Annotated in this window: 14 protein-coding genes; 8 read left to right on the forward strand and 6 right to left on the reverse strand. The window is 52.6% G+C overall.

The annotated features are described in order from the left end of the window. Positions 1 to 298 precede the first annotated feature (298 nt). The 7 genes from KXR87_RS04900 to folA all read left to right on the forward strand — a co-directional run bounded on the left by KXR87_RS04900 (position 299) and on the right by folA (position 8143). Entirely contained in the window at positions 299 to 2617 is a 2319-nt protein-coding gene (locus KXR87_RS04900) for a DMSO/selenate family reductase complex A subunit (RefSeq protein WP_437431133.1), read from the forward strand. Continuing rightward, positions 2614 to 3243, forward strand: coding sequence for a DMSO/selenate family reductase complex B subunit (locus tag KXR87_RS04905; protein WP_437431134.1), 630 nt, complete (start codon positions 2614 to 2616; stop codon positions 3241 to 3243). Before KXR87_RS04900 ends, KXR87_RS04905 begins: the two co-directional genes overlap by 4 nt. Beyond that, positions 3236 to 4081, forward strand: a complete 846-nt coding sequence (locus tag KXR87_RS04910; RefSeq protein WP_437431135.1) for a dimethyl sulfoxide reductase anchor subunit family protein — start codon at positions 3236 to 3238, stop codon at positions 4079 to 4081. The genes KXR87_RS04905 and KXR87_RS04910 overlap by 8 nt, the downstream gene beginning before the upstream one ends. Further along, on the forward strand, positions 4081 to 4956 hold the full coding sequence (locus tag KXR87_RS04915; protein ID WP_437431136.1) for a 4Fe-4S binding protein: 876 nt from the start codon (positions 4081 to 4083) through the stop codon (positions 4954 to 4956). The genes KXR87_RS04910 and KXR87_RS04915 overlap by 1 nt, the downstream gene beginning before the upstream one ends. A 123-nt stretch (positions 4957 to 5079) precedes the next feature. Beyond that, positions 5080 to 5610, forward strand: a complete 531-nt coding sequence (gene kefF, locus KXR87_RS04920) for a glutathione-regulated potassium-efflux system oxidoreductase KefF (RefSeq protein WP_437431137.1) — start codon at positions 5080 to 5082, stop codon at positions 5608 to 5610. After that, on the forward strand, positions 5603 to 7465 hold the full coding sequence (gene kefC / locus KXR87_RS04925; protein WP_437431138.1) for a glutathione-regulated potassium-efflux system protein KefC: 1863 nt from the start codon (positions 5603 to 5605) through the stop codon (positions 7463 to 7465). Before kefF ends, kefC begins: the two co-directional genes overlap by 8 nt. 198 nt (positions 7466 to 7663) lie before the next feature. Continuing rightward, positions 7664 to 8143: a type 3 dihydrofolate reductase gene (gene folA, locus KXR87_RS04930; protein WP_437431139.1), complete on the forward strand. Its 480-nt coding sequence runs from the start codon at positions 7664 to 7666 to the stop codon at positions 8141 to 8143. Positions 8144 to 8230: 87 nt separating this feature from the next. On the opposite strand, the gene apaH is transcribed toward folA, so the two are convergent. Genes apaH through lptD form a run of 6 tightly spaced genes read right to left on the reverse strand, consistent with a single transcriptional unit; the run spans position 8231 to position 15001 of the window. Then, complete coding sequence (apaH, locus tag KXR87_RS04935; protein ID WP_437431140.1) at positions 8231 to 9079, reverse strand: bis(5'-nucleosyl)-tetraphosphatase (symmetrical) ApaH; 849 nt, start codon at positions 9077 to 9079, stop codon at positions 8231 to 8233. 3 nt (positions 9080 to 9082) lie between these two features. Continuing rightward, the gene (gene apaG, locus KXR87_RS04940) at positions 9083 to 9460 is read right to left on the reverse strand and encodes a Co2+/Mg2+ efflux protein ApaG (protein ID WP_437431141.1); all 378 of its coding nucleotides are present in this window, start codon (positions 9458 to 9460) and stop codon (positions 9083 to 9085) included. 3 nt (positions 9461 to 9463) lie between these two features. After that, positions 9464 to 10285, reverse strand: coding sequence for a 16S rRNA (adenine(1518)-N(6)/adenine(1519)-N(6))-dimethyltransferase RsmA (gene rsmA / locus KXR87_RS04945; protein ID WP_437431142.1), 822 nt, complete (start codon positions 10283 to 10285; stop codon positions 9464 to 9466). Beyond that, positions 10282 to 11268, reverse strand: coding sequence for a 4-hydroxythreonine-4-phosphate dehydrogenase PdxA (gene pdxA / locus KXR87_RS04950; RefSeq protein WP_437431143.1), 987 nt, complete (start codon positions 11266 to 11268; stop codon positions 10282 to 10284). The genes rsmA and pdxA overlap by 4 nt, the downstream gene beginning before the upstream one ends. Further along, entirely contained in the window at positions 11268 to 12554 is a 1287-nt protein-coding gene (surA, locus tag KXR87_RS04955; RefSeq protein WP_437431144.1) for a peptidylprolyl isomerase SurA, read from the reverse strand. Before surA ends, pdxA begins: the two co-directional genes overlap by 1 nt. 53 nt (positions 12555 to 12607) lie before the next feature. Beyond that, a complete protein-coding gene (gene lptD / locus KXR87_RS04960) occupies positions 12608 to 15001 on the reverse strand; it encodes an LPS assembly protein LptD (RefSeq protein WP_437431145.1) in 2394 nt (797 codons plus the stop codon). Positions 15002 to 15198: 197 nt separating this feature from the next. On the opposite strand from lptD, the gene djlA reads away from it, so the two are divergent. Next, positions 15199 to 16011, forward strand: a complete 813-nt coding sequence (djlA, locus tag KXR87_RS04965) for a co-chaperone DjlA (protein WP_437431146.1) — start codon at positions 15199 to 15201, stop codon at positions 16009 to 16011. Positions 16012 to 16021: the final 10 nt, after the last annotated feature.

The following is a 16021-nucleotide window of genomic DNA, read 5'->3' on the forward strand; positions in this document are numbered from 1 at the left end:
TAATAAGGATTTATCGCTTTTAGATTTACATCCGCGGCAAAATATAAATTAATTAAAGCCTCGCACATATTCACCGTGGATATATATATGTCCTGGTGGTGAAGTTTACTGAATATAAATAATAAATATTATTAATTGTCGCTGTGAATTTTTAAACAGTGTTTTCTATAGTTTTGATTTGTGTCATTGGCGGTAAGGGCGTATTAAAGGAAAATTATTTCCTTTTTAGGTACTCATCATGGATGAAAACAAAAGCCCTAAAGAGAGTATTTCTCTCAATATAACGCGGCGCAGGTTTATGAAAGGCAGCGCGGCGTTAGTGACGCTTCCATTTATTTCTACCAAAAATGCGCAAGCGACAACCCTGCCACCAGAATCAACATCTGGCGTGGCAGAGCAGGTTATCCCGACCTGCAGCACTTTCGATTGCGGCGGAAAATGTGATATTCGTGCGCATGTCTTAGACGGCGTTGTAACGCGCATCGCCACGCGTCCGGATGCGGCCCTGGATCCCGATATGCCAATCATGCGTGCATGTGTGCGAGGCCGGGGTTATCGGAAATTTGTCTACCATCCTGACCGCTTGAAATATCCGATGAAACGCGTTGGTAAGCGCGGGGAAGGAAAATTTGAGCGGATTTCCTGGGATGAAGCCACTACTCTTATTGCAGATAATCTAAAACGTATTACGGATAAATACGGTCCTGAATCACGCTTTGTGCATAATAATACGGCGACAAGCGGCGGTGCGTTCTCTGGTGATGGAATGATGCGCCGACTTTTAAATCTTACAGGCGGTTATCTCTCTTATTACCATTCCGTTAGCCTTGGTAATACGGTTGCAGCCACACCTTACACATATGGGGCGGCAGCAAGTGGTAATTCGTTAGATACACTTGAAAATACCCCATTAGTCATTCTTTGGGGACATAATCCTACAGAAACAATATTTGGTCATACCAACCACTATTTTCAGAAAATGAAAAAGAACGGTACGCGTTTTATAGTGGTTGACCCGCGTTATTCAGACACGGCCTCTTCACTGGCTGACGAGTGGATCCCGCTGCTGCCTACTACTGATAATGCGTTAATGGATGCCATGATGTATGTCATCGTCAGTGAAAATCTACATGATAAAACCTTTATTAATCGATATACGTTAGGGTTTGATGAAGATTCAATGCCAGACGGCGTGCCGGAAAACGAATCGTTGATGGCCTATCTCATGGGCAAAAAAGACGGTGTAGTGAAAACGCCGGAGTGGGCCGAAAAAATTACCCATGTTCCCGCACAGACCATCCGCCAATTAGCCCGGGACTACGCAACAACAAAACCGGCTGCGCTGATTCAGGGCTGGGGTCCCCAACGTCATAACTGCGGTGAGCGTACGGCACGTGGTTCTACCCTGCTGGCAACGATAACGGGCAACGTAGGTGTGAAAGGTGGCTGGGCTGCGGGTTACGGCGGCTGCGGAAATCGTAAATTTACCACGGGTACTGAGACGCTGGATAACCCGGTGAAAGAAACGCTCTCTATCATGAACTGGGTTCAGGCAGCTGAGGACGCCAGCAAAGTGACACCAGAGGACGGTTTAAAAGGTACCGACAAGCTGAAGAGCAATATACGTATTTTGTTTTCTCTGGCGGGGAATTACCTGGCGAATCAGAACCCTGATATCCATCAGGCGGTAAAGGTTCTGGAAGATGAAACTAAAATTGAGTTTATCGTTGTCAGTGACCTGTATCTGTCTCCCAGCGCGAAATATGCCGACGTGTTATTACCGGAAACAAGCTTCATGGAGCGCTGGAACATTGGCGAAACATGGGGGACCGCCAATTATCTTATTCTTTCCGAAAAATTGATCGAACCTGATTTTGAACGTCGTAGCGATTATGAGTGGCAGCGTGAAGTGGCCGCGAAGCTTGGTGTGGAAGCGGCATTCAGTGAAGGGCGTGATGAAAAGCAGTGGGTCGAGCATATTTGGGAACAGTCGCGAAAGGCCATGCCTGAAGAACATCTGCCCACCTTCGCAGAACTGCTGGTGAAGCGTCAGCATCTGTTCAAAGGCGCGCCTCATGTGGCGTTCGCAGACAACATCCGGGATCCGGAGAATCATCCTTTCCAGACGCCCTCCGGTAAAATTGAGATCTTTTCCAAACGTCTCTACGACATGCACCATGCAGAAATACCTGCATTGTCTCATTACGTACCCGCTCATGAAGGGCCCGACGATTCGCTCGCACAAAAATACCCTTTGCAGTTAATTACCTGGAAGGGGAAGAACCGCGCTAATTCCACCCAATATGCGAATCCGTGGTTGCAGGAAGTGCAAACGCAAAGGCTATGGATTAACCCGCAGGACGCAAAGCCGCGCGGTATTCAACAGGGCGATATGGTGCGCATTCACAATGACCGAGGCATTAGTCAGATTCCGGCGGAAGTGACACCCCGCATTATCCCAGGTGTTGTGGCAATGCAGGCAGGTGCATGGTGGAAGCCGGATGCTCAGGGTGTCGATCACGGGGGATGTGCCAATGTGCTCAGTTCGGCGCGTATTACTGCGCTGGCGAAAGGGAATTCCCATCAAACCATGCTGGTAGAGGTAGGTAAAGCATGAGCCAATTCATTGATTACGCATCGGTAAGTGAAAAACAGTTGGGTTTCTTCATTGATTCTTCTCGCTGTTCAGGTTGTAAGGCATGCCAGGTGGCATGTAAAGATAAAAATAATCTTGAGGTGGGACGGCGATTTCGGCGGGTCTACGAAGTGAATGGCGGCGGGTTTGTCCCTACCGGACAAGGCGGCGTAGAAAACAATGTCTTCGCTTACACATTGTCGATTTCCTGCAATCACTGCGACGATCCTGTTTGCACAAAAAACTGCCCAACTGGAGCGATGCATAAACGCGCAGGTGATGGGATTGTTCGTGTTGATACGGATAAGTGTGTGGGATGTGGTTATTGCGCATGGTCTTGCCCCTACGGCGCACCACAGCTTAATACTCAGACCGGACAAATGTCCAAGTGTGATATGTGTATCGATCTTTTAGCAAAAGGTGAGCCGCCAGTCTGTGTGGCAACTTGCCCGCTTGGCGCTATCGATTTCGGGCCTGTTGAAGAATTGCGCGCAAAGTATGGGGCCCTCTGTGATGTAAAAGGATTACCAGACTCTTCCATTACCCATCCTAACCTGGTCGTGAAAGCGCATTCGGGTGCGGAAAAAGAGGAGTCACACCATGCATGAGTTACCGTTACTGATTTTTACCCTGCTGTTGCAGGGGGCGGTTGGCATTATGCTGTTTCTGTCTGTAGCCTTGTTGAAGGCAGCGGCCTGTCCCGATTATCAGGCGAGCCTCGCAAGACATTTTTTACCTGCCCTGATGGTTGCCTGCATGGCGGGCGGGGTTGGCTTGCTTGCATCTGTGTTTCACCTTGGCTACCCACTAAATGCATTGAATGCGTTGTGCCATATCGCCAGTTCATGGTTGAGTCGTGAGATCGTTTTCGCCACGCTTTTCCTCGCTTCGTTGGGATTGTGCACACTTCTTGCACTTATGTTTAAACGGCTCTGGGGTTGGCTTATCCCGCTCGCAGCTTTGTTGGGATTAGTGGATGTCTTCTGCATGAGCGCTATTTATATGCACGCTTCAGTGGTGACCTGGACGCATATTAATACACCGTTGATGTTTTTTGGTTCGGTCGCCATTATCGGCGCGGTAGCCTCCACTATTCTCATCGCTGGATGCCGGTATACGCCTGCGCCATTGACGCGAAACCTGATGCGAATGGCGATTGCCCTTATTGGTGGGGCTATATTGGTGCGTCTGCTGGGGCAGCCTTCCTATCTGGAGTGGCTGGCGCAGGCCCTACAAAGTGATGCGGTGACCTTCCCGCATCAACCCCTTGTGGCCTTTTCTTCAATGAGCACTCTGCGTCTCGCCGCATGGTGTCTATCAGTACTGGGTGCACTCGTGTTTGTCGTTGGCGCATTACGTGCCAGCAGGAAAGCTATTTTTATCGGCGGTGTGCTCCTGATTGTGGCGGAGGTGCTATTGCGTTTGGTTTTCTTTAGCATCCAGTAATGTTGCGTTTTTCTCTTGCAGAGTCCCCTGCCCCGCCGGGTGTAGGGGAGGCCTGTTCCCGCCGCCGTTTTCGCCGCTCTTCATGCAGGGCGTGCGTTGATGTCTGTCCGGTGCAGGCATTATCCTTCACCGGTAGCGGCCCCATTCTCAACAATGATCACTGTATTCGTTGCGGCAACTGTCTGTTTGCATGTCCAGTTGGCGCCGGGGCATTAACGAATCTAAGTCCGGTTGCACGATATTACCGTCGCGATCGTCTGGTCTCTCCTTTTTCTTCCTGTCCGGCAAGTGCGAACGAATTACTGATATGGCATACCGACTATGCCATTCGCGGTGTGGAGATGGAACTGGACGCTCACCCTGCGTGGGGGCGGGAAATAGCGATATTAAATCTTCGCTTACAGGCGCTTGGTGAGCCCGCCTGGTGCGTTTATCCACCGCAAGAAAGTACAGTGGATATCGTTCGCCGTAAAATGCTCCATACAAAGGGGGGCGAGGTGCGCTGCCACGCCGCGACGCCTGATGCTAATAGATCGCGGCAGGCTTTCCCGCAACAGAGTGAGTTCGCCTTAGCTATCGACAGGCAGGCATGTTTGTTGTGTGGGGCCTGCTTTCGTGCCTGCCCGACAGCCGTTTTTACCGTGGGTGAAGAGACACTGTCTATCCGCGAACAGTCCTGTTCAGGATGTGAAATTTGCGTGGCAGTTTGCCCAACGAAGGCGATATCCATCACCCCTTACATTCATAAAACGTCTTATAAAGATATCCCCCTCTGCCACCTGACCTGTAAAAGTTGTGGCCGCCTTTTCATCTCATGGGAAGGTAATATCGATGAGTGCGCAATCTGTCGGCAGCATAATCACGGCATGCGTTAACGATCTTGAGCAGAGGGCGGGTCTTCCCACCATGCCTGCAATTCCCTACAGATTATCTCTGTTTGCCGGTCGATTAACTGTCTACACTCACTGAAAAATAGTGCAGTGAAAGCAGGTTAATCAATGATTCTGATTATTTATGCGCATCCTTATCCGCAGCATTCCCATGCGAATAAGCGGATGCTTGAGCATATAGGGACGCTGGAAGGGATTGAAGTTCGCTCTTTATATGAGCTTTACCCCGACTTTACTATCGATATTGCGGCTGAACAGGCGGCTCTTAACCGCGCTGATCTGGTGGTCTGGCAGCACCCCATGCAATGGTATAGCACGCCCCCTTTACTCAAACTCTGGATCGATAAAGTCCTCGCCCACGGCTGGGCATATGGTCACGGGGCGCAGGCATTGAAGGGTAAAAGTCTGCTCTGGGCCGTGACCACCGGCGGTGGCCAAGCGCATTTTGACATTGGCTCCCACCCAGGATTTGAGGTTCTGGCTCAGCCTCTACAGGCGACCGCGCTCTATTGCGGCATGAAATGGCTGCCGCCCTTTGCGATGCACTGCACTTTTATCTGCGATGATGAAACCCTGGAAGGAGAGGCTCGTCATTACAGGCAGCGTCTGATTGACTGGCAGGAGGCCTCGCATGGATAGCCACAGCTTAATTCAGGCGCTGATTTATCTTGGCGCGGCGGCATTGATTGTGCCGATTGCCGTCCGGCTGGGGCTGGGATCGGTGCTGGGCTACCTCATCGCGGGCTGTATTATCGGCCCCTGGGGATTGCGCCTGGTGACGGATGCCGCGTCGATTCTGCACTTTGCGGAAATCGGTGTCGTACTGATGCTTTTTGTCATTGGCCTTGAGCTGGACCCGCGGCGTTTGTGGAAACTGCGCGTCCCGGTATTTGGCGGCGGCGCGTTGCAAATGGCCTCCTGCGGGTTACTGCTTGGCGGTTTTTGCATGGCGCTGGGGCTCGCCTGGCCGGTAGCGCTCCTGACGGGCCTGACGCTGGGGCTCTCCTCAACGGCGATAGCCATGCAGGCAATGAACGAACGTAACCTCACGGTCTCGCAAATGGGACGCAGCGCCTTTGCAGTGCTCCTTTTTCAGGATATCGCCGCCATTCCGCTGGTCGCGATGATCCCCCTGCTGGCCAGCAGCGGCGCATCGACCACCTTAGGTGCCTTCGCGCTCTCGGCATTAAAAGTTATTGGTGCGCTGGCGCTGGTGGTGGCGCTCGGTCGCTATGTGGCACGCCCGGCACTACGGTTCGTCGCCCGCTCCGGGTTACGTGAGGTATTCAGTGCCGTGGCGCTGTTTCTGGTGTTTGGCTTTGGTTTACTGCTGGAAGAGGCCGGGCTCTCAATGGCGATGGGGGCCTTTCTGGCAGGGGTTCTGCTGGCGAGCTCTGAATATCGCCATGCGCTGGAAAGCGATATTGAACCTTTCAAAGGGCTACTGCTGGGGCTCTTTTTCATTGGCGTCGGCATGTCGATTGATTTCGGCACCCTGGTTACCCACCCGTTACGTATCCTCATTCTGCTGGCCGGGTTCCTCATTATCAAAGTTACGGTGTTGTGGCTTATTGGCCGACCGCTGAATGTCCCTGCGAAACAGCGACGCTGGTTTGCCGCATTGCTGGGGCAGGGCAGTGAGTTTGCTTTTGTGGTCTTTGGAGCGGCACAGATGGCAGGGGTGTTGGATCCGGAATGGGTCAAGGCGCTGACCCTGACCGTGGCGCTCTCGATGGCAGCGACGCCGCTGCTGCTTGTTCTGCTCACCCGCCTGGATAACGCAGGAAGTACCCAGGCGCACGACGCGGATGAGATTGATGAAGATGAACCGCGTGTGATTATTGCAGGGTTCGGGCGTTTTGGTCAGATTGCCGGGCGTTTACTACTTTCCAGCGGGGTAAAAATGGTCGTTCTGGATCACGATCCTGACCATATCGAAACGCTGCGCAAGTTTGGTATGAAGGTTTTCTATGGCGATGCTACCCGCGCGGACCTGCTTGAATCTGCCGGAGCCGGCAAGGCAGAAGTGCTGGTAAATGCGATTGACGATCCGCAGGCCAGTTTGCAGTTAACAGAACTGGCACAGACACACTTCCCGCATCTGCGAATTATTGCGCGTGCACGCGATGTTGATCACTACATCCGCCTGCGCCAGGCGGGCATTGAGAGCCCGGAACGTGAAACTTTCGAAGCGGCGCTGAAGGTGGGGCGCATGGCGCTGGAAGGGCTGGGGCTTGGTCGCTATGAAGCCCGTGAGCGCGCCGATCTGTTCCGCCAGTTTAATACCCGGATGGTGGAAGAGATGGCGGAGGTGGAAAACGATCCGCAGTCCCGCGCCGCCGTCTTTAAACGTACCAGCGCTATGCTGACGGAAATCATCACCGAGGATCGGGCGCATTTATCATTGATTCAGCGCCACGGCTGGCAGGGAACAGAAGAGGGCCGCCATACCGGCGATCCTCATGATGAGCCGGAAGTAAAACCTCAGCCGTAACCGCTCCCGGTAATAAAGTGGGAAACTTGCGGGTAACGTGTTGATTCAACGGATATCGAAAGCAAAACGTCAGCGATACAGGCGAGGGGTGGCTTACAGAATGCGAAAATTTTCGCATTCTTTACCCTGCCGCCAGTCGACGAAAGAATGTGCTTTCCGTATAGTGGCGACAATTTTTTTGCATCCAGGAAATTATCAATGATCAGTCTGATTGCGGCGCTAGCAGTGGATCGCGTGATCGGCATGGAAAATGCCATGCCATGGAATTTACCCGCCGATCTCGCCTGGTTTAAGCGTAATACGCTCAATAAACCTGTCGTGATGGGCCGCCTGACGTGGGAGTCGATCGGACGCCCGCTGCCAGGTCGCAAGAATATTGTGATAAGTAGTAAACCCGGCACTGACGATCGTGTGCAGTGGGTCTCCTCGGTTGACGAGGCGATTGCGGCCTGTGGCGATGCGCAGGAGATCATGGTGATTGGTGGTGGTCGCGTTTATGAGCAGTTCCTGCCAAAAGCGCAGAAACTCTACCTGACGCACATTGACGCGGAAGTGGAGGGCGATACCCATTTCCCGGATTACGATCCCGATGACTGGGAGTCTGTGTTCAGCGAGTTTAATGATGCGGATGAACAGAACTCACACAGCTACTGCTTCGAGATTCTGGAACGTCGCTGATCTCCGGGCATAAAGCCTGCGAAAGCGATAGTAAAAAGCCTGACGGCACTGGCCTGTCAGGCTTTTTTATTAGGCTAACGACACGGGTTATGAGGCAACCGCTTCGCCTTCCTCGGGATCTATCTGGCGATTCGATGGTTGCACGAACCAGCTTTTATCTTCCCAGCGCAGACAGGTCAGGTCGCCACCCCAGCAACAGCCGGTATCTAACGCATATATCCCTTCCGGCGTCCCTTTTCCTTCCAGCGATGCCCAGTGACCAAACACAATGTTGTACTCCTGTGACACCGGACCGGGAATGGTGAACCAGGGTTTCAACGGGGCGGGCGCATGTTCAGGAATGTCTTTGCAGTACATATCCAGTTCGCCATTCGGGAAACAGTAGCGCATACGAGTAAAGGCGTTACTGATAAAACGCAGGCGCGCCATGCCGCTTAGCTCACTGGACCAGCTATTGGGATAATCGCCGTACATGCCGTCAAGGAAGAAGGGGTAAGAGTCGCTGGCGAGGATCGCTTCCACATCGCGTGCACATTGCTGAGCAATGTCCAGCGTCCACTGTGGCGTAATCCCGGCGTGAGCCATGACTAACTTTTTCTCTTCATCGACCTGTAACAGCGGCTGGCGACGCAGCCAGTTGATCAGCTCATCGGCATCTGCGGCTTCCAGTAAAGGCGTGAGCCGATCCTTTGGCTTGTTGCGGCTGATACCCGCATACACCGCCAGCAGGTGCAGGTCATGGTTGCCGAGAACCAGACGAACGCTGTCGCCTAAGGATTTCACGTAGCGCAATACGTCCAGAGAACCCGGTCCGCGTGCAACGAGATCGCCGGTCAGCCACAGGGTGTCTTGCTCAGGCACGAACTGTACCTGATTCAGTAATGCGATCAGTTCATCGTAGCAACCGTGAATGTCGCCAATAAGATAAGTAGCCATGAATTAGTGGATCAGTGTTTGGACGGCAAGTCGGAAGACCGGGATTGCGACGCGGAACGCCTTCCCTTGCGCATCGATCATCTCGTAATGGCCCTGCATTGTGCCCATTGGTGTTTCAATAACGGCACCACTGGTGTACTGATATTCTCCGCCCGGCTCAATGTGCGGCTGAACGCCAATCACACCTTCGCCCTGAACCTCAGTCTCACGGCCATTCCCGTTGGTGATAAGCCAATAACGCTTCAGCAACTGGACAGGGGTTCGCCCCAAATTCCGAAGGGTGATGGTATAGGCGAATACATAACGTTCTTCTTCAGGTGAAGATTGAGACTCAATGTAGACACTTTGTACCTGGACACTGATTCGGGGCGAATTGATCATGAATTAACTCTCCTTCGGTGGCGCGTTTTCAGAAACGTAATTCGCCAGCTGGCAATACTGCGCTACAGAGATATTTTCCGCACGTTTAGCCGGATCGATTCCCAGCTCAGTCAATACCTCAACAGTAAAGAGATTGCCGAGGCTGTTGCGGATGGTTTTACGGCGCTGGTTGAAGGCTTCCGTGGTGATTCTGCTCAGCACACGAATATCTTTTACCGGGTACGGCATCGTGGTGTGCGGAACGAGACGCACCACCGCAGAATCAACTTTAGGCGGCGGTGTAAAGGCCGTCGGCGGTACTTCAAGCACTGGAATGATATTACAGTAGTACTGCGCCATAACGCTTAATCGACCATACGCCTTACTGTTCGGCCCCGCAACCAGGCGATTGACGACCTCTTTTTGCAACATAAAGTGCATGTCGGCAATGGCATTAGTATAGGTAAAAAGATGGAACATCAGCGGGGTGGAGATGTTGTAGGGCAGGTTGCCAAACACGCGCAGTGGCTGGCCCCGCTTTTCCGACAGCTCGCCGAAGTTCATGGTCATCGCATCTTGTTGATAAATCGTCAACTTTGGCCCCAGGAACGGGTGCGTTTGCAGACGAGCAGCCAGATCGCGATCCAGCTCGATGACGGTCAGTTCGTCCAGTCGTTCTCCGACGGGTTCCGTCAGTGCCGCCAGGCCCGGGCCGATTTCGACCATGGCCTGACCTTTCTGCGGATTAATGGCAGAGACAATACTGTCGATCACGAACTGATCGTTGAGGAAGTTTTGCCCGAAGCGTTTACGGGCTAAGTGGCCCTGGTGGACTCTATTATTCATTGAGTATTAACAATCATGGTAATGGCGAGATTAAGCGCCGTAATAAAACTGCCGACGTCTGCTTTCCCCTGACCCGCCAGTTCGAGCGCGGTGCCGTGGTCTACAGAGGTACGAATAAAGGGTAAACCGAGGGTGATATTCACGCCCCGGCCAAAGCCCTGGTATTTTAGCACGGGCAGGCCCTGATCGTGGTACATGGCGAGTACCGCGTCGGCGTTGTCCAGATACTTTGGCTGAAACAGCGTATCAGCCGGAAGCGGCCCGCTAAGATTCATGCCCGTTGCACGCATCTCATTAAGCACCGGGATGATAGTCTCTATCTCTTCTGTTCCCATATGCCCGCCTTCACCCGCATGCGGATTGAGTCCACACACCAGAATATGGGGCTGACGAATACCAAATTTTTGCTGCAAATCGGTGTGAAGAATGGTGATCACATCGCGGAGCACATCTGCAGTAATGGCCTCAGGAACAGCTTTAATCGGTAAATGAGTAGTTGCCAGCGCGACACGCATTGCTTCCGTTGCCAGCATCATCACGACTTTGTTGACCTGAGAGCGTTCTTCAAAAAACTCGGTGTGTCCGGTAAACGGTGTGCCTGAATCGTTAATCACACCTTTATGCACGGGGCCGGTGATCAGTGCGGCAAATTCACCGTTCAGACATCCGTCGCAGGCCCGGGCCAGGGTGTCGACCACATACGGGCCATTCTCGACATTGAGCAGGCCTGGCACGACCGGTGCTTTAAGTTCAACAGGCAGTAACGTCAAACTGCCCGCTTGCTGAGCAACGGCGGGCAGGGATGGAGCATATTCGCGCAGGGTGAGCGGCAGACCGAGCAAACAGGCTCGCCCGGTCAGTAATTCGGCATCCGCGCAGACCACCAGTTCGACCGGCCAGTCACGCTGGGCGAGCTGGACGACTAAATCAGGGCCAATCCCGGCAGGTTCGCCGGGAGTGATAACAACGCGATGTACCGGCATTAATTGCTCAGGACCTTAACATAGGCGCTGGCACGCTGTTCCTGCATCCAGGTAGCCGCTTCTTCAGAGAACTTACGGTTCATCAGCATACGGTATGCACGATCTTTTTGCGCCGCGTCGGTTTTGTCGACGTTGCGGGTATCGATCAGCTCAATTAAGTGCCAGCCGAAAGAGGAGTGTACCGGTGCGCTCAACTGGCCGCGATTCAGTTTCATCAGGGCATCACGGAAGGCAGGATCGTAGATATCAGACGCCGCCCAGCCCAAATCGCCTCCCTGGTTCGCTGAACCTGGATCCTGAGAAAACTCTTTTGCCGCCGCTGCGAAGGTGGTTTTGCCGCTCTTGATGTCAGCTGCAATTTGTTCCAGTTTTGCACGCGCCTGGTCATCGCTCATGATCGGCGACGGTTTCAGCAGAATATGACGTGCATGAACTTCGGTAACGGAGATACTTTTGCTCTGACCACGCAGGTCGTTCACTTTCAGAATGTGGAAACCCACACCGGAACGAATCGGGCCAATGACATCGCCTTTTTTCGCCGTGCTCAGCGCCTGAGCGAAAATAGACGGCAGCTCCTGAATGCGTCCCCAGCCCATCTGGCCACCTTTCAGCGCCTGTTGATCGGCGGAGTAGGTAATAGCCAGTTTGCCGAAATCACCGCCGTTACGCGCTTCTTCAACAATCGACGTCGCCTGGCGTCCAGCTTCGTTTACCTGCTCAGAGCTTGGATTTTCCGGCAGCGGAATCAGAATGTGGCTCAGGTTCAGCTCGGTGCTGGCATCGTTTTGATTGCCAACCTGCTGCGCGAGGGCATCGACTTCCTGTGGCAGAACGGTAATGCGACGACGCACCTCGTTATTACGTACTTCGGAGATAATCATCTCTTTACGAATCTGCGCACGGTAAGTGCTGTAATTCACACCATCGTAGGCCAGGCGGCTACGCATCTGATCCAGAGACATGTTGTTCTGTTTCGCGATGTTAGCGATAGCCTCATCCAGTTGTTCATCGGTGACTTTGACGCCCATTTTGGTCGCCATTTGCAGAATGATTTGATCCGTAATCAGACGTTCCAGAATCTGATGGCGCAGGGTGGCGTCATCAGGTAACTGCTGACCAGCCTGACCTGCGTTGAGTTTTACGGATTGCATCAAACCATCAACGTCGCTTTCGAGCACCACACCGTTATTGACGACGGCGGCGACTTTATCAACAACCTGTGGTGCAGCGAAACTGGTATTCGCGACCATAGCGATACCGAGAAGCAGCGTTTTCCAGTTCTTCATACCTTTTCCATTTCAATTAACCGCAATGCGGATTACGTGGCAAATCAACTACATCATAAAGAGCTACGGTACGGCAGAATGTTAGACCGCAGCATCTGCTGCGTGCCCAAACCGTAATTCGAACTCAAACCGCGCAACTCAATGTTGAAACCGATGACGTTGTCATACTTGCTTTGGTTATTTTCCCAGCCGTTGATCTTGCGTTCATAGCCAACGCGAAGGGCATAACAGCAGGAGTTATATTGCAGACCCAGCATCTGGTCAGCAGGTTTGCTCGTATTGGTGTCGTAATAGTAAGCGCCGACGACAGACCAGCGGTCGACGACCGGCCAGCTTGCAACCACACCCACTTGTGAAATTCCGTCTTTATACTGTTCTGTTGTGGCGTAGTTGGGCAAGGTAGCCTGAATGTATTCCGGGCTGGCATAGCGATAGCTTAGCTGTACCAGACGGTCTTCATCGCGGCGATACTCAACGGCGGCGGTGCTGTTGGCTACATTGTCCAGACGTGTGTCGTATTGCACACCACCACGTAAGCCCCAGCGATCGGAAATGCGCCAGTAAGTATCGCCTGCCCACACCAGAGAGCCCGTTTTGCTGTCTTTCTCCCAGTTGATATTGTCATCGCCGGTGCGAGACTCAGTGAAATAGTAGATTTGACCAACAGAAACGTTAAAACGTTCAACGGAAGCATCATCATAAATGCGGGATGTGACGCCGGAGGTGACCTGGTTCGCGGATGCGATGCGGTCCAGACCGCCATATACGCGGTCACGGAACAAGCCACTGAAGTCGGACTGCAGCAGCGAGGAGTCGTAGTTGTTGATACTGCTCTGGTCGCGGTAAGGCACGTACAGGTACTGCGCACGTGGCTCAAGCGTCTGGGTGTAGCCGTCGGCCAGGGACATATCCCGTTCAAAGATAAGCTTACCGTCAACTTTGAACTGTGGCAGGGTCCGGTTGACCGAGTCTTTTAATTTGTTGGCAGAACTGAGTAACCGTTCATTGCCTGACGGATTCGCATTGTACTGCTGCTGAGCATAATTGCGATAATCGTCCAGATTATCCTGCTGATAGTGGGTCGCAAGAAGTTTGACTTCAGTGTCTAAACTGCTCCACGAATTCGATAAAGGCAGGTTTAGCGTTGGCTCAATATGTAAACGTGTCGCTTCCGGGCGGCTCGAGTTGGTATTGGTGAAGTGCACGGCCTGACCATAGATCCGTGCATCGAACGGCCCGAGGTCGTTTTTATAGTAATTCACATCCAGCTGCGGTTCAGCTGAGTAAGAATTGCTGTTGGTACGATCGAAGACCTGGAACTGTTTGGTCGATACCGTTGCGTCAAAGTTATCAATGGCGTAACCAAGACTGAATTTTTGCGTGGCATAACCATCAGTACTGGAGCCATATTTCGATGAAAAATCATTGAAATAACTGGGATCGCTGACTTTGGTGTAATCCACGTTGAAACGCCACACCTGATCCATTACGCCAAAATGGTTCCAGAAGAATAACCAGCGATGACGATCGCCTTCGGTCGGGTGGTCATCCTGATAGACATCATCAGAGGGCAGATAATCAAATTCTACCAGCCCGCTGCCTGCCTGCGTCAGGTAACGAAATTCGTTTTGCCACTGAATATTCCCGCGTTTAGCGATGTAATGCGGCGTAATGGTGGCATCGAAGTTAGGGGCGATGTTCCAGTAATAGGGCAGGTAGAACTCAAAAGAGTTATTGGTACTGTATTTGGCGTTCGGGATAAGGAAGCCTGAACGGCGTTTATCGCCTACCGGTAGTTGCAGATAGGGGCTATAGAAAATCGGCACCGGGCCTAGTTTGAAGCGCGCGTTCCAGATTTCAGCGACTTGCTCTTCACGGTCATGAATGACCTCACTCCCGACCACGCTCCAGGTGTCGGAACCTGGCAGACAGGAGGTGAAGGTTCCGTTATCCAGAATGGTATAGCGGTTTGCACCACGCTGTTTCATCAGATCGGCTGTGCCCCGGCCCTGTCGGCCCACCATCTGATAATCGCCTTCCCAGACGTTGGTGTCTTTCGTATTCAGATTCGCCCAGGCTTTCGGACCTTTCAGGATGACCTGGTTATCGTCGTAGTGCACATTACCCAGTGCATCCACCGTGCGCACTGGCGCAGCCTGGCCATCAGCTTGCTGCTGATGAAGTTGTACCTCATCGGAGCGTAAACGGCTGTTTCCCTGATTGATATCGACATTGCCGGAAAAAACGGCATCGTCAGGGTAGTTCCCTTTCGCGTTATCAGCATTAATGGTAACAGGCAGATTATTGGTATCGCCTTCAACCAGAGGTCGATTATAGCTGGGTACGCCAAGCATACATTGCGAGGCGAGACTGGCCGTCAGCCCCTGTTGACTGTATAGGGCAGTACCAATCATGGTGGCCAGGAGGGTGGGAATACGTTTTTTCATACGTTGTATTTGTTGTTCCGTCATCTGTGGCTTTACGCTGGCAAACGGTCAGAGACTAACGTACTCATCTTCGCTGCGCTAGTTTTAATCCTGCCCGTTTTCGAGCCAGGTCAGAGAAGAGTGTACCTGTGCACGGCATAGAATGACGGGTATGATAAAGCAAATTTTAGCCGACGGCATGACGATTTGGGGAGTATATGCAGTATTGGGGAAAAGTGGCGGGTTTGGTCATCGCTCTGATTATGGGCGGAGGCTTTTGGGGCGCGGTCCTTGGGCTTTTAGTCGGTCATATGTTTGATAAGGCACGCAGCCGTAAAATGGCGTGGTTTGCCAATCAGCGTGAACGCCAGTCGCTCTTTTTCGCCACCACCTTCGAGGTGATGGGGCATCTGACCAAATCAAAAGGGCATGTTACTCAGGCAGATATCCAGGTAGCCAGCCTGTTCATGGACCGGATGAATCTTCACGGGGATTCCCGTACCGCGGCACAACAGGCCTTTCGCGTCGGCAAAGCGGATAACTACCCGTTACGTGAAAAAATGCGTCAGTTTCGCAGCGTTTGCTTTGGCCGCTTCGACCTGATCCGGATGTTTCTGGAAATTCAGATTCAGGCGGCATTTGCTGATGGTTCGCTGCACCCGAACGAGCGTGAAGTGCTGTATGTCATCGCCGAAGAGTTGGGTATTTCACGCACCCAGTTCGATCAGTTCCTGAGAATGATGCAGGGCGGCGCCCAGTTTGGTGGTGGCTATCAGCAACAGGCAGGCGGCGGCTGGCAGCAGGCGCAACGCGGCCCGACGCTGGAAGATGCCTGCAATGTGCTGGGGGTCAAAACCACTGACGATGCCGCGACCGTTAAGCGCGCCTATCGCAAACAGATGAGCGAACACCATCCTGATAAGCTGGTGGCGAAAGGTTTACCGCCAGAGATGATGGAGATGGCGAAGCAGAAAGCGCAGGACATTCAGAAGGCTTACGAGCTGATTAAAGAGCAAAAAGGGTTTAAGTAAGTCTGCAGTT

The sequence above is a fragment of the Yokenella regensburgei genome (genome assembly GCF_051486985.1).
Lineage (GTDB): Bacteria > Pseudomonadota > Gammaproteobacteria > Enterobacterales > Enterobacteriaceae > CBFFRJ01.

Excerpts from the sequence above, each read along its gene's own strand:
- KXR87_RS04900 (WP_437431133.1), top strand. The coding sequence starts at position 299 with ATGAAAGGCAGCGCGGCGTTAGTGACGCTTCCATTTATTTCTACCAAA.
- KXR87_RS04905 (WP_437431134.1), top strand. The coding sequence starts at position 2,614 with ATGAGCCAATTCATTGATTACGCATCGGTAAGTGAAAAACAGTTGGGT.
- KXR87_RS04910 (WP_437431135.1), top strand. The coding sequence starts at position 3,236 with ATGCATGAGTTACCGTTACTGATTTTTACCCTGCTGTTGCAGGGGGCG.
- KXR87_RS04915 (WP_437431136.1), top strand. The coding sequence starts at position 4,081 with ATGTTGCGTTTTTCTCTTGCAGAGTCCCCTGCCCCGCCGGGTGTAGGG.
- kefF (WP_437431137.1), top strand. The coding sequence starts at position 5,080 with ATGATTCTGATTATTTATGCGCATCCTTATCCGCAGCATTCCCATGCG.
- kefC (WP_437431138.1), top strand. The coding sequence starts at position 5,603 with ATGGATAGCCACAGCTTAATTCAGGCGCTGATTTATCTTGGCGCGGCG.
- folA (WP_437431139.1), top strand. The coding sequence starts at position 7,664 with ATGATCAGTCTGATTGCGGCGCTAGCAGTGGATCGCGTGATCGGCATG.
- apaH (WP_437431140.1), bottom strand. The coding sequence starts at position 9,079 with ATGGCTACTTATCTTATTGGCGACATTCACGGTTGCTACGATGAACTG.
- apaG (WP_437431141.1), bottom strand. The coding sequence starts at position 9,460 with ATGATCAATTCGCCCCGAATCAGTGTCCAGGTACAAAGTGTCTACATT.
- rsmA (WP_437431142.1), bottom strand. The coding sequence starts at position 10,285 with ATGAATAATAGAGTCCACCAGGGCCACTTAGCCCGTAAACGCTTCGGG.
- pdxA (WP_437431143.1), bottom strand. The coding sequence starts at position 11,268 with ATGCCGGTACATCGCGTTGTTATCACTCCCGGCGAACCTGCCGGGATT.
- surA (WP_437431144.1), bottom strand. The coding sequence starts at position 12,554 with ATGAAGAACTGGAAAACGCTGCTTCTCGGTATCGCTATGGTCGCGAAT.
- lptD (WP_437431145.1), bottom strand. The coding sequence starts at position 15,001 with ATGAAAAAACGTATTCCCACCCTCCTGGCCACCATGATTGGTACTGCC.
- djlA (WP_437431146.1), top strand. The coding sequence starts at position 15,199 with ATGCAGTATTGGGGAAAAGTGGCGGGTTTGGTCATCGCTCTGATTATG.